Origin of the sequence: Pantoea sp. 1B4 (genome assembly GCF_016925765.1) — a bacterium.
Lineage (GTDB): Bacteria > Pseudomonadota > Gammaproteobacteria > Enterobacterales > Enterobacteriaceae > Pantoea > Pantoea agglomerans.
In genome coordinates this window covers 1,379,845-1,392,865 of sequence record NZ_JAEUWZ010000001.1, presented here as the reverse complement: position 1 = coordinate 1,392,865, position 13,021 = coordinate 1,379,845, and the positions used below count along the sequence as shown (strand labels likewise).

Here is a 13,021-nt window from a genome sequence, read left to right as displayed (position 1 = left end):
AGGAATATGTCTCATCAATCCCTTACAGATGCCCGCCAGCGCTATCATCCCAGCCTGTTTCGCAGCTTTTTCCAGGGCAGTTTCCCCTGTTCCACTGCCTGCCGTACGCCCGGTAAACGGCTGGATATGGTGATCAGCAGCGGACACGATATGCTGCTGGAAAAAGATTATGCCGCCCTGGCTGAGCAGCATCTGCTCACCGCCCGCGACGGTGCGCGCTGGCATCTGATCGAAAAGATCCCTGGCCAGTATGACTGGCAGAGCTTTCTGCCGATGGTCGACGCCGCGCGACGTCAGCAGATGGAGATCATCTGGGAGCTGGCTCATTTCGGTTATCCCGATCATCTTAATATCTGGAAAGCCGAATTTGTTGACCATTTTAGTCGTTTCGCCCGCGCGATGGCACAACTGATGCGCGATCAGGGCATCGAACGCCCCTTCTTTACACCGGTTAATCAAATCTCATTCTGGTCATGGGCCGGGGCGGATGTGGCCTGGTTTAATCCTCATGCGGCGCAGCGTGGTAAAGAGCTGAAGCGCCAGCTGGTCCGCGCCTCGCTGGCGGCGATACATGCCATTCGCGAGGTCTATCCGGAGGCGCGCTTTGTGCTGACTGACCCGCTGGTGCAGATCGCTCATCATCCCGATAATCCGGACAGCAAACCCTATGCCGATGCGCAGCATCAGGCGCAGTTCGAAGCCTGGGACATGCTGGCTGGTCGCGTCGATAAGGAGCTAGGCGGCAGTGAAGATTGCCTGGATATCCTCGGCCTGAACTACTATCCCGATAACCACTGGTTTTTCCCCGACCAGCCGATGTCGCTGGAGGATCCGGAGCGTGTGCCGCTGCATATTCTGCTGGCGCAGTGCTGGCAGCGCTACCAGCGTCCGATGCTGATTGCTGAAACTGGCGCTGAGGGTGAAGCGCGCGCCCCCCTGGCTGCAGGAGATCAGTGAAAATGTGGCGGTGGCGCTGGATCAGGGCATTGCGGTGGAGGGGATTTCGCTCTATCCGGTAGTGGAGTATCCGGCCTGGGCCGATGACCGGCGTTCCCCTGGCCCGCTGCTGGGATTAGCCGATCCCAATGGCAACCGTAATCTGCATGAGCCGCTGGCGCTGGTATTGCGCAGTCAGCAGATTAAGTTTGCGACACGAAATCAGACGTGCTGAGAAGGTGGCTTTTTAGGGTAACAGGAGCGAACGTCGAGAGAGGGATCGGCAGGATGACGTACGTCGGTCAGCCAGACCATGGTAAACAGGAAGATCACCCCGATCAGGCAGGCCGCCAGCAAACCGATAATTGCGATTAATTTGTCATCTCCGGAGTCCATCGCCTTCTCCTTATTCAATCCGTTGAATCCCTGTGCGTGTCAGCTCATCCAGAGCGTAATCATCAGGACAAAGATTATAAGCGTTACCGAGGTCACCGCAAGCACCACTATCGCAAAGTGCGCATCGTCAAGTGACTGGCGAATTGGCTCATCGTGATCGTCGGGTGGCAAGGGTAAAGACATAACTATCCTGTGAAAAACATGGGCCGCCGGGAGTGATGCGGTGAGTGACAGTGTAGATGAAAGGCTGATTATCGTCCGGTTCTTTCGTCCGAAAAATAAACTGGCCCGTGCCAGCGCGGCACGGGCCTGAGATCAGACGCCGCGCCAGCGTTTGAAAATCAGTGAAGTATTAATGCCACCAAAGGCAAAGTTGTTGCTCTGGATATAGTCGGTTTCAATCTCACGCGGCTCACCCATGATGTAATCCAGCTGGCCGCCATCTGCTGCCGGTTGCGTCAGGTTCAGGGTTGGCGCAAACCACCCTTCCCGCATCATCTCAATGCTCATCCAGGCTTCCAGCGCCCCACAGGCACCCAGCGTATGGCCAAAATATGACTTCAGCGAAGAGATCGGCGTCGTTTCGCCAAACACCGCCGCCGTCGCCAGACTTTCGGCCATATCACCCCGTTCAGTGGCGGTGCCGTGCGCATTCACATAACCAACGTCTGCGGCCGTGATACCGGCGCTTTGCAACGCCCGCTCGATGCAGATCTGCATGGTTTCCCGCTGCGGCTGAGTAATATGGGCGGCGTCGCAGTTGGTATGAAACCCGGTGAGCTCGGCGTAGATCGTTGCACCGCGTGCCAGGGCATGTTCCAGCGACTCAAGGATCAGCGTGCCTGCCCCTTCGCCAATTACCAGGCCATCGCGCTGCTGATCAAAAGGTGCAGGTGTGGTGTGCGGCGCGTCATTACGCTGGCTGGTGGCAAACAGGGTGTCGAACACCGCGGCTTCCGACGGACAGAGCTCTTCTGCGCCGCCAGCCACCATCACCGTCTGATACCCGTGACGAATCGCTTCCCAGGCATAGCCAATCGCCTGGCTGCCAGAGGTACAGGCGCTGGAGGTCGGGATCACCCGGCCGCGCAGGCCGAAAAAGAGCCCGGCATTGACGGCCGTGGTGTGTGGCATCATCTGCACATAGGTGGTGCCGGTGATATTGTTGGTGTGCTTTTCGGTCAGCATGGTGGCGAACTCGCTGACCGGCCCGGTGCTGCCGGTGGAAGAACCGTAGGCGATACCCGTTTCTCCGCTGGTCAGCACCGGATGGTCAATCAGGCCCGCCTGGGTCAGCGCCAGCTCGGTCGCGCGCGTTGCCAGCAGCGAAACGCGGCCCATGGCGCGGATACGCTTGCGGGTGTAGTGCGCCGGCAGCACAAAGTCATCCACCGGTGCGCCGAGCAGCGTATGCAGCCCGTCGTAGATCTGCCACTCCGGCATAAAGCGCACCGCATTGCGGCCCGCACGGATCCGTGCCGAAACTTCAGCCCAGGACTCACCAAAGGCGGTTACGCCGCCCATGCCGGTTACGACTACCCGCTGGATCACAGCATGCCTCCGTTAATAGAAATGACCTGACGCGTCACGTAGCCTGCAATATCGGACATCAGATAGCTCGCCAGTCCGGCGACCTCTTCAGCCGCGCCCATGCGCTTCATCGGCACGATCTTCATCGCTTCCTCAATCACCTGAGGTTCCAGCCCCTCCATACCGGTATCAATCAGGCCTGGCGCAATGCAGTTAACGGTGATTTTGCGTTTCGCCAGCTCAATCGCCAGCGCCTTAGTGGCACCAATAATGCCCGCTTTCGCCGCGCTGTAGTTCACCTGACCGCGATTACCCATTATCCCCGACACCGACGAGAGCGTGATAATGCGGCCGCCGCGCCGCAGACCGATCATCGGCATCACGCAGGGCTGGATCACATTGTAAAAACTGTCGAGATTGGTGTGGATGACGCTGTCCCACTCCTGATCCGTCAGGGCAGGAAACGCCGCATCGCGGGTGATACCGGCGTTGCTCACCACACCATAATAGGCGCCATATTGCTCAATATCCGCCTCCAGCGCAGCGCGGGTTGCCGCCCGATCGGCCACATCAAATCCCAGCACACGGCCGCTGCCGCCTGCGGTTTCGATCTGCTGCAGGCACTGCTCAGCGCCTGCGCGGTCACGGTTGAAATGGACGATAACCTGATAGCCATCCTGGGCGAGACGCAACGCAATCGCGCGGCCAATCCCTTTACTGGCGCCCGTCACTAATACCGAATCTGTCATGGCTGATTTCCTTGTGACATCAATTGCTGTAATTCTGCTTCATTGGGTTGATACGTATTCAGGCGACCGCTGGCAAGCCGCTGGGTGCCGTAATGAATGTCACCCTCAAAGCTGCCCATGCGGTCATCGCGCATCAGCAGCGTCATTCTGATATCCAGCGTAACACTGGCGGGAAAGAGGGATCGCTCTGCCCGCCAGCCGCGTCCGCCCAGCAGCATGCCGGGCGGGATAAGGGTGGCGCCGCCCTGCTTTGCATGCCAGCCCGACCAGACGCCCACGGTTTGCGCCATCATCTCGACGCCAAACCAGGCGGGCAGTTCACCCTGAGGCGTCAGAAACGGTGTCAGTACGCCACCGGCGCAGGTCGACACCTGACAGTGGACCTGCTCATCATCAACGGCGATCAGCTGATCAAGCAGCAGCATCGGCGCAGCATGCGGCAGCCAGCGTGCCGCGGGAGAATTAATAACCATGTTGGCGTCCCAGAATCAGACAGGTGTTGTTGCCGCCAAAGGCGAAGGAGTTAGAAGCGATGACAGGCCGTTGCAGCGCCTGCGGCTGTAATAACAATCCGCAATCCGGCAGCGTCTCATCCGGCGCCATCTCACTGAAATCCTGCGCGGGCAGCGGCAGATTGTTTTGCAGGATCAGCGCACTGAGGGCGGCTTCACACACTCCTGCCGCGCCGAGCGTATGGCCGGTCAGATGTTTGGTCGAGCTGCACGGCACCGCATTGCCAAACAGGCGCTGAATCACGGCGGCTTCCATCTGGTCGTTAAGCGGCGTCGCGGTGCCGTGCAGATTGATATAACCCACCTGCTCTGGCAACAAATTCGCCTGTTGCAGCGCCATACGCATCGCCCGTTCAGCGCCCTCGCCCTGCGGATGGGGAGCAGACATGTGCCAGGCGTCAGACGATTCGCCAGCTCCCAGTAGCGCCAGCGGCTGCGGTTCCCGCGTCAGCAGCATCAGTGCGGCCCCTTCGCCAATCGAGATGCCGTCGCGATCGCGGCTGAAAGGGGCGCAGCGACGTTCAGAGAGCGACTCCAGGCTGTCGAATCCGTTGATCGGCATCCGGCTCAGCGAGTCCGCACCGCCCACCAGCGCCACATCCACCAGCCCTGCCGCGATCAGCCGCTCACCACTGATAATGGCGCGGGCGCTGGAGGAGCAGGCGGTTGAAATGGTATAGGCCGGGCCATCCAGGCTTAGATAGTGAGCCAGGAAACGGGAGGGATCGCCCAGCTCCTGCATCTGATAGTGATAACCGGACTGACTGCCGCCAATCTGCTGATCGCCCTCATCCACGCCCGAGGTGCTGGTTCCCAGCACAACTGCCACTCTGCTGGCACCATAGTGAGCAATCGCCGCGTCGAGCGCCGGACGGATTTGCGCCAGCGCGGCCAGCAGCAGCTGGTTATTACGGGTGTTGTGCACGCTCAGGGCAGCAGGAACCGATGGCAAATCGCCTTCAACCCTGCCAAGCCAGCAGGCGCGGTCGCCGCTCAGCCAGCCATGACGCAGCTGCATGCCGGGTGCCTCACCCCTGGTAAGGCTGGCCGCAATCTGCTGAGTGTTGTTCCCCAGGGCATTCAGCATGCCGATGGCAGAGATGTAAATCATGAGCCGTCCAGATGTTGAATGCGGATCTGATAGCCAAACGCATGCTGCTGAATGCTGATGGGCTGGCGCTGATTACCGCGTTGCAGATAATCGATTTCGGTAACCAGCTTATTATCGGCATCGATCAGCCGTCGCTTTAACCCCTGATCCTGCAACGTCCAGCCTGGCGGCAGCTGTTTTTGCCACAGCTCCCGTGGCCAGTAACTGAGCATAATATCCGCCAGCACCTGACTGGCAGGCGGCATCTGCGGCAGCGGCATCAGCTGCTGGGTGTGAATACCGCTGGCATCGTAGCGCAGGCTGAACAGACGAATACCCACCGAGGAGAGTCCGGCCAGATCAATTTGCTGTTCATCGGCGCTGAGCAGCACCAGCAGTGACTGACTCTGGCCTTTCACCTGTCCGGTCAGCAACTGCTGCTGCTGGAAGGCGGGACGGATGCCCGGCGGTGGCAGCGTCACCTTCACGCCCGGTTTCAGCCAGGCGGTGGGACGGCTGCTGTCGGGTGCAGGTCCGGCACAGGCGCTGAGCAGCAGAGCCGTCAGCAGAATAAGAGCGGCGCGGATCATCGTTTACTCCTTGATCGGGTGGGTCGCATCGCCAGCGGCGACAGCAGGAAAGCGCTGAAGATGCCGCTGCATAACACTGTGCCAAAACTGGCAATCGCGCTGGTGCTGCTGAATACCAGCATACCCAGCGTCAGTAAGGTGGTAATCATCGCCAGCGACACCGCCAGCAACGAGGTCAGCGGCGTACCCTGCGGGTTGCTGAAAAAGAGCGTGTAATTAATGCCGATGCCCAGCACCAGAATCAGTGCCAGCAGGGCAAACAGATTCAGCGACGCGCCGATCCAGCCCAGCGTTGCCAGCGCCATCGCCAGCGACAGCACTGACGGCAGCGCGCTGCGTAAGCCAGCCTTTAACCCCAGTCGCAGGACAAAACTCAGGGTGATCAGCAGCAGCGCCAGCGCCAGTAACCCGCTCAGCAGGGTGCGCCAGAAGCTGAACAGCGAATCGTAACCTGATTTGCGGTCAATCCAGCTGACGCCCGGATGCTGTTTGGTCAGCTCCGCGAGTGCAGCGCTGTTTTTTACGCCGCTGGTGGGGATCAAAACACCGCTGCGCCCGTCTGGCAGCGTCAGCCACAGCAGTCGCCAGCCTTCACTCAGCGGACTCGACAGCCACGCCTCTGGTGTTACCGGCATCGGGGTCAGATCCGGTGCCGGCAGCGTGATACCCGCCTGCTGCAGGCGGGCCGTAATATCCGGTGCTGCCTGTTTCAACAGCTGAAGATCCCGCTGTTGCTGCGCCAGCGACGTCAGCGGCAGCAGACGATAGTGCTGCAGCCAGCCCTGCTGCTGCGCCTGGTGCAGATCCGGTGCCAGTTTTTCCAGCCGCTGCAGCGTCTGCTGTGCATCATCGCCCCAGACCACAAACCAGGTCTGATCGGCGCGCTGTCCGGTCAGGGTTGCCAGCTGGCGATCCTGCTCCAGCAGATGCGCAGGCGCACTTTGCAGATGGGCGATATCATCATCCACCTTTAACTGGGCGATACCGGCCAGCGCGAAGATCGCCATCGCCACCGGTAATCCGACGCGCAGCCCGCGCTGGCGACGCCAGGCGGCAAGCCAGCGCGCCAGCGGCACCATCAGCGGCACCGGACGCACCGGTAATCCGCGTACCAGCCACGGGTAGATCAGAATCACCGTCAGACAGGAAGCCGTTAATCCGCTGGCGGCAAACACCGCCAGCTGCCGCAGCCCCGGGAACGGTGCCAGCAGCATCAGCAGCCAGGCGATGGCGGTGGTCCCGAGCGCCAGCAGCAGCGTGCCGCGGACTTTTCGCAGGCTCTGCCACGGCGTCTGCTGATCGCCGTGAACCATGCGCTCAGTGAGATAATAGAGCGTGTAATCCGCAGAGATGCCGACAATACTCAGGCTCATCACCAGCGTCATCAGATGCAGTTCACCGAAGCAAAGCAGCGTCATCACCGTGCCCGCCATCGCGCCGATGGCCACAGACGTGACCGTCAGCAACAGCGGGCGCAGTGAGCGGAAGACCAGCAGCACCAGCAGGACGACGCCACCCAGCGTCACACTGCCCAGCGTTTTAACGTCATGCTGCGCACGCTGGCTGGCGTTGTCGCTGAACAGCACCGTGCCACGCGTCAGCAGTTTCGCCTGCGGCCAGCGGCTTTTAAGCTGTTGCTCCAGCGCGCTGAGTCGGGTAACCAGCGCATGACTTTGCTGCATACTGAAAGCGTTGTTCGCCAGTTCGCCATGCAGAAAATACCACTGCTGACCCTGTGCATCTTTTACTGTCAGCAAGCCATCATGCAGCGTCATGCGCCCGGCGTTTTGTGCCAGCGCCAGCTGCGAACCCCGCACCAGCATCAGGGGATCGCCCTGCAACTCTTTGCTGCTGACGCCAGAGAAGGCCGAAAAGAGCTGCGCCAGCAGCCAGTCAGCCTGCGCCTCGCCGCCGTTCTGTAAGCGGTCGCGCGTCACCTCATCGATCAGGCCGTTACGGTGTTGCCAGGCAAAGCGGCCCCACTGCTGCTGCTGTTGCCCGTCGAGATCACCCTGCACCTGTTTCAGGTCAGGCAGCGCACGCAGCTGGGCCAGCCACCAGGCGGCGACCTGGGGATCGTCCTGCTCACCGGGTGAAACCAGCCACACCAGCTGGCGATCCAGCCGCTGCATAAAGCCCTGCTGCAGCGCAGGCGGTGCCGCCCCCCAGATTCTGCTGCGGCAGTAGCGCCAGCACACTGCTGTTGAGCTGACTGCGCGGCAGCAAAAAAGAGAGCGCAGCTGCCAGCATCAGACAGAGGGCCAGCCACAGGAGGGCCAGCAGCCGATCGTTACGGCCCGGCAAAACGCGCCTGCTCCTCGTCGCTTAACTGCGGCGGTTCAATTCGGGTGTTGCTGAGCTCTATTTGCGTTTTATCGCCCTGCTTATCATCCAGGTTGATGCTGTCCAGGTAGGCGCTGCCCGCCAGCGAGATACGGTTGAAGATTTTGTTGAGCGGCGCCGCTTTGGGCGTCAGCTCCAGCGTCCAGGCTCCGTTGCCGCGATCGCTGAAGGCCACGCTGAAGTTCTCGTTCAGCACTTTCTGGTCGGCCTGGAACAGCGCCCGCAATAGATGGTTGAACTGGAACATCTGCGGGTTGCTGTCGGCGGTGATTACCTGAGGCTTCTGGCCGCTGAGGCTCTGCACCATGCGTTTATCATCCAGCAGCAGCGTCATCACAAAGGGTGTCTGCTGATGCCACCATAAGCCCTGCTCGCGAGCGATCAGCATCTGCCCGTGCGAGACCAGCGGCTGACGCATGCCGGAAATGGTGCGCGTCTGGATAAAGTCTGCCCGAATCACAGGCTGGCTGGCAAAACGCTGCTGCAGCTGATCCAGCGTGACCGCGCTGGCGGCACTGGCCCACAGCAGCAGGCTGGTAAGCACAATTTTCAGCATCCTTTCACTCCTAAACGTTCCAGTAAAATATCGGGTGAAACAAAGCACAACGCCTGACTCTCCTGCTCCACCGCCACCTGCAGAGTATGCGCTTTGGTGGTGATCTGGCCGGCAGCATTTCGCACTTCATAGTCGATGCGCAGACGGTTCTCATATTCCGTAATCCGGGCGCTGACGCGGATCGTCTCTTCGCAGCGCAGTGGCTGGCGGTATTTGACCCGGGTATCGACCACCGGCCAGACGTAGCCGCTGGCGGCCATCTCGTCATAGCTGTAGTTAATGCTGCGCAGCAGGGCTTCACGCGCCACTTCGAAAAAGCGGAAATAGTTGCCGTGCCAGACCACGCCCATAGGATCGCAGTCGTGGAATGAGACGGTCAGCACGACTTCAGCATGATGTTCAGTCATGGTCAGACTCCTTGTGGTGCGCCTGTTGATCAGGCAGCGTCCAGAAATCGAAAAAGTTAAACCAGTCGAGCGGCGCCAGCAGTGCGTAATGGGCCAGCCGCGCTGCGTAACGATCGACCGCCTGTTGCAGTGCCTGCTGACGTTGCGCACGCGGCAGCAGCAGCGGATCGGCGAAGGGCTCACAGTGAATACGCAGTTTACCCTGTTGCTGCAGGGCGAACATCAGCAGCACCGGACAGCGCAACGCGGCCGCCAGTACAAACGGCCCCTGTGGAAAGGGCGCGGCGCGGCCCAGAAAGTCGCTCCAGATCACCCGCCGCTCGCCGCCGCGCTGCGGATTGACCGCGGTGCGATCCCCGACAATCGCCACCCATTCGCCCGCATCCAGCTTCTGTTGCAGCAGGATAGCGGTCTCCGGCCCGATATCGCTCACCGGCATCAGATTCACCCCCGCCTGCGGGGCGATGGTTTCCAGCACCGCCCGAAAACGCCGGGCGTTGTCGGTAAACACCAGCGCATTAATCACCAGCCCGCTGACCTGCTGCGCCATCGCGCGACAGGCTTCAATGTCACCAAGATGGGAAGCGAGAATCAGCTTGCCCTGCGGCGTGGGTGTGCGGATCACCGCTTCTGCGCCTGGCGCAAAATCGATATCACGTCCCCAGCGCAGATCGCCGCGCCAGCTGGCCACTTTATCCAGCATTGCCCCGGCGAACCGCAGGAAATGGCGGTAGCTGTTAAGCCGTGGCGGTAACGCAATCTGCTGCTGCTGCGCGGCGGTAGCGACCTGCGCCAGCCACTGCCGGGAAGCGCGTCGCGCGCGCTGACCGCTCAGCCAATAGACCGCCACTACCGGCCAGAGTAGCAGCGTAAAGGGCAGCCGCCCGCCGTAGCGATAGACCGCCAGCATAAAACGTAATCCCCACTGTCCGCGCCGCTCCGTTTCCGCAGACCAGTGCGTCGACGGTTTACGCATCGCCAGCAGACGAGGAATGCGCGGCAGCATGCCGAAAAACAGCCGGGTATGCATCCAGGAGATGCGCAGGTTGTCGTAGAGCGCATCGAAGTGTGACAGCCCGCTGGCCGGATAGGTGACGCGAGTCGGGATAAAGCGACTGCGGGTTCCCTGCCAGTAGAGCCGCACCATGATCTCGGTATCAAAATCCATGCGCTGACCGATGGCCCGGCGATCGCACAGCGTCAGCGTCGCGGCCAGTGGATAGACGCGGAAGCCGCACATGCTGTCGCGGATCGACAGCGACAGCGTTTCAATCCAGACCCAGAAGTGGGTGATGTAGCGACCGTAAAGGCGTGATTTGGGGATCGAGTCGTCATAGAGCGGCTGACCGGAGATCAGCGCGTCGGGATAACGCTCCGCTTCCGCCAGCATCAGCGGCAGATCTTCCGCCTGATGCTGGCCGTCCGCGTCGAGCTGCACCGCATGGGTGAAGCCGCGTGCCGCCGCAGCCCGCAGACCGTGGATCACCGCCGCGCCTTTACCCTGATTGCTGTCGAGTCGCAGCAGGCTGAGCTGCGGGGCGTGCAGCGTCGCCAGCTGAAGCTGAGTGGCCGCATCGCTGCCATCATCCACCACGATTACCGGCAGATTAAAGGGCGCCAGCCGTGCCAGCACTGACGCCATCATCGCGCCGTGGTTGTAGCAGGGGATCACCACGCAGGGTGAAAACGGGGCGCTTAACACAGCGCGATCTTCCCGCTGCTGGCGATCTGCTCGCCGTCGTTCTTCAGCAGGCTGTAACGGAAACTCAGGCGGGATTTTTCAGCGTCCCAGTCCAGATGCAGTTGCAATAGCGAGTCGGGTAATACCGGCTGCTGAAATTTAATGTTATCAACGGCGGCAAACTGTTTACCGGGCGCAAGCAGTGATACGCCGTAGTGCATCACCCAGTCCAGCTGAGCCACACCCGGCAGAATGGGCAGATGCGGAAAGTGGCCCTGAAACCAGAAGAGTCCGGCATCTATCTGCAGGGTCAGCGTGACGCTGTCAGCCCGCAGCTCCCGGCTGCGTTCAATCGGCAACATGAAAAAGTTCCTCTATTTGCGGCCAGGCGCGTTTGCTTTGGGTGGTCACCGGAATAGTGGCCACAATCCGCCAGTAGCGCGGCATCGCCAGCGGTTCCAGCCAGCGCTGCAGCTGGCGTTTCCACTGCTGCCTGCGCTGATGCAGAGCCGCCTCATCCAGTGCGCTGTTCAGCGCCAGCACGACGCCAATCGCCTGACGCTCATGACGCGTGACCACCAGCGCTACGGCATCCTCGATTTCCGGCAGGTCGGTCAGACGGCGCTCTATCTCGCTTAATGAGATGCGCTTGTCACCGATTTTTACGATGCGATCGTGGCGTCCTGCCAGCTGAAATCCGCCGTCCGGCTGCATAGTCAGTCGATCGTCGAGCTGCAGCCCGCTGTCACCGGCAATCAGCGGCGACCAGACCTGCCAGCGATCGGGCGTCACCTGCTCCAGCCTGACCTGCGGGAAGCGGCGCCACGGCGCCTCCGCCCGATCGCACTGACGCCAGGCCAGAATGCCGGTTTCGGTGCTGCCGTAGATTTCACTGACCTGACAGCCAAATCGCTGCCAGACCTGCTCCGCATCAGAGTCGCGCAGTGCGCCACCGGCAGAGACAATCAGTTCACAGGCGGGCGCTTTCAGCGTGCTGTCCAGCCGCGATAAAAAGGCCGGGCTGCTGATAAAGGCATAGCGAACGTCGCGCGGAAGCTGGGCCAGTTGTTCACCGTAAAACAGCGGCTGGGCGGCAAACGGCAGCCTGAGCATCATCGGCAGGAAAAGTCGAAACGATAAACCGTAGAGATGCTGATGGCTGACCGAGGCGATGACCCGGCACCCACGCAACTGTTCGGCCCACAGGCTGCTGAGCCAGCGACTCTCCTGCTCCATCACCGCCAGCGACTTCACTACCTGACGCGGTGCACCGGTGGATCCCGAGGTGAAGAGCACCAGTTCTGCACTCTCCGGCAGCGGCGGCAGCGGCCCCTGCGCTTCTGCGTCGTCCCACGCCAGCAGCGGCAGGCTGACCGCCAGCGGCATGTCGCACAGCACGCCATCCAGCCGATCCTGCCTCTCATCCAGCAGCGCGGCGCGGCAGTGACCCGGCATCACCGGCGTTTTACCGGCATACCAGCATGCCAGCAGCGCCACACAAAAACGGTAACTGTCATCAAAACAGAGCGCCCAGTGGCTGCCCGGTTGTGCTGCCAAGCGCTGGCGGAGCGCCACGACCTGACGATGCATCGCGCTGAGCATCAAACGTTGATCGCCGCGCCAGGCGACCTCGCGATCGTCTCCCGTCAGCCAGTCGGCCACTCTCATGCTTTTCGCCTCACGCGCTGACGTACCAGCCATTCAGCACTCATCAGCGCTGCGATTAGCAGATAACTTATGCCGCCATTCCACAGCGTCCAGAGCCGCAGATCGCCCAGCAAACAGGTATAGATCGCCATGCTGCCGTTGCCGATAAAAAACAGGCACCAGATTTGGGTGACGCGGCGGGTATAGCGCACTGCCGCAGGGGGAAGCACGGGCTCACGCAGCCGGGCGATGCGTTCCACCAGCGGCATCGCACTCCAGAGTGAGGCGCCAAACACCAGCAGCATCGCCAGATTGACCGCCACCGGATACCACAGCAGCAGATGCTGAGTGCGTAATAGCTGGCTGCTGACACAGAGCAGTGCGCCGAGCAGCGCCAGCCAGCCCATGACCGCGCCCATGGCGTTTTGCTGACGACGCAGCTGCAGCCAGCGCAGGCCAAACAGCAGTGCCAGCAGCCAGAAAAGCCCCTGCCAGCGCGGCTGGGTCAGCGCCAGCCAGACCAGCAGTGGCCAGGCCAGTAGCGTAAGCAGATTCAGCAGGCGAAGCGTAGCAGCAGGCACGGC

13 protein-coding genes and 2 pseudogenes are annotated in these 13,021 nt (G+C 61.2%); 1 reads left to right on the top strand and 14 read right to left on the bottom strand.

Annotated elements, in window-relative coordinates; all coding sequences use genetic code 11:
• The first annotated feature begins 6 nt into the window (after positions 1–6).
• Positions 7–1,171: pseudogene (locus JNO11_RS06755) on the top strand (beta-glucosidase).
• Here JNO11_RS06755 and JNO11_RS06750 read toward each other — a convergent pair.
• The 14 genes and pseudogenes from JNO11_RS06750 to JNO11_RS06685 all read right to left on the bottom strand — a co-directional run bounded on the left by JNO11_RS06750 (position 1,159) and on the right by JNO11_RS06685 (position 13,018).
• Positions 1,159–1,332: a hypothetical protein gene (locus tag JNO11_RS06750; RefSeq protein ID WP_325177096.1), complete on the bottom strand. Its 174-nt coding sequence runs from the start codon at positions 1,330–1,332 to the stop codon at positions 1,159–1,161. The pseudogene JNO11_RS06755 and the gene JNO11_RS06750 overlap by 13 nt on opposite strands.
• Positions 1,333–1,371: 39 nt before the next feature.
• Entirely contained in the window at positions 1,372–1,515 is a 144-nt protein-coding gene (locus JNO11_RS06745) for a hypothetical protein (RefSeq protein WP_010246429.1), read from the bottom strand.
• Positions 1,516–1,647: 132 nt separating this feature from the next.
• Entirely contained in the window at positions 1,648–2,883 is a 1,236-nt protein-coding gene (locus JNO11_RS06740; RefSeq protein WP_187494385.1) for a beta-ketoacyl-ACP synthase, read from the bottom strand.
• Positions 2,880–3,611 (bottom strand): 3-ketoacyl-ACP reductase FabG2, encoded by a 732-nt coding sequence (locus tag JNO11_RS06735; protein ID WP_060679923.1) that lies wholly within the window; start codon positions 3,609–3,611, stop codon positions 2,880–2,882. The genes JNO11_RS06740 and JNO11_RS06735 overlap by 4 nt, the downstream gene beginning before the upstream one ends.
• A complete protein-coding gene (locus JNO11_RS06730; protein WP_010246435.1) occupies positions 3,608–4,084 on the bottom strand; it encodes a 3-hydroxy-fatty acyl-ACP dehydratase in 477 nt (158 codons plus the stop codon). The genes JNO11_RS06735 and JNO11_RS06730 overlap by 4 nt, the downstream gene beginning before the upstream one ends.
• Entirely contained in the window at positions 4,074–5,234 is a 1,161-nt protein-coding gene (locus tag JNO11_RS06725) for a beta-ketoacyl-[acyl-carrier-protein] synthase family protein (protein WP_033766909.1), read from the bottom strand. The genes JNO11_RS06730 and JNO11_RS06725 overlap by 11 nt, the downstream gene beginning before the upstream one ends.
• Positions 5,231–5,803, bottom strand: coding sequence for a DUF3261 domain-containing protein (locus JNO11_RS06720; RefSeq protein ID WP_022625891.1), 573 nt, complete (start codon positions 5,801–5,803; stop codon positions 5,231–5,233). The genes JNO11_RS06725 and JNO11_RS06720 overlap by 4 nt, the downstream gene beginning before the upstream one ends.
• A pseudogene (locus JNO11_RS06715) lies at positions 5,800–8,107 on the bottom strand (MMPL family transporter). The gene JNO11_RS06720 and the pseudogene JNO11_RS06715 overlap by 4 nt, the downstream one beginning before the upstream one ends.
• Positions 8,094–8,702 (bottom strand): outer membrane lipoprotein carrier protein LolA, encoded by a 609-nt coding sequence (locus JNO11_RS06710; RefSeq protein ID WP_010246442.1) that lies wholly within the window; start codon positions 8,700–8,702, stop codon positions 8,094–8,096. Before JNO11_RS06710 ends, JNO11_RS06715 begins: the two are co-directional and overlap by 14 nt.
• Entirely contained in the window at positions 8,696–9,109 is a 414-nt protein-coding gene (locus JNO11_RS06705; protein ID WP_325177095.1) for a thioesterase family protein, read from the bottom strand. Before JNO11_RS06705 ends, JNO11_RS06710 begins: the two co-directional genes overlap by 7 nt.
• Entirely contained in the window at positions 9,102–10,811 is a 1,710-nt protein-coding gene (locus JNO11_RS06700) for a glycosyltransferase (protein WP_325177094.1), read from the bottom strand. Before JNO11_RS06700 ends, JNO11_RS06705 begins: the two co-directional genes overlap by 8 nt.
• On the bottom strand, positions 10,805–11,152 hold the full coding sequence (locus JNO11_RS06695) for a hydroxymyristoyl-ACP dehydratase (protein ID WP_033786574.1): 348 nt from the start codon (positions 11,150–11,152) through the stop codon (positions 10,805–10,807). The genes JNO11_RS06700 and JNO11_RS06695 overlap by 7 nt, the downstream gene beginning before the upstream one ends.
• Positions 11,139–12,458, bottom strand: a complete 1,320-nt coding sequence (locus tag JNO11_RS06690; RefSeq protein WP_346267495.1) for an AMP-binding protein — start codon at positions 12,456–12,458, stop codon at positions 11,139–11,141. Before JNO11_RS06690 ends, JNO11_RS06695 begins: the two co-directional genes overlap by 14 nt.
• Positions 12,455–13,018, bottom strand: a complete 564-nt coding sequence (locus JNO11_RS06685) for a hypothetical protein (protein WP_033757233.1) — start codon at positions 13,016–13,018, stop codon at positions 12,455–12,457. Before JNO11_RS06685 ends, JNO11_RS06690 begins: the two co-directional genes overlap by 4 nt.
• Between the last annotated feature and the right edge of the window lie 3 nt (positions 13,019–13,021).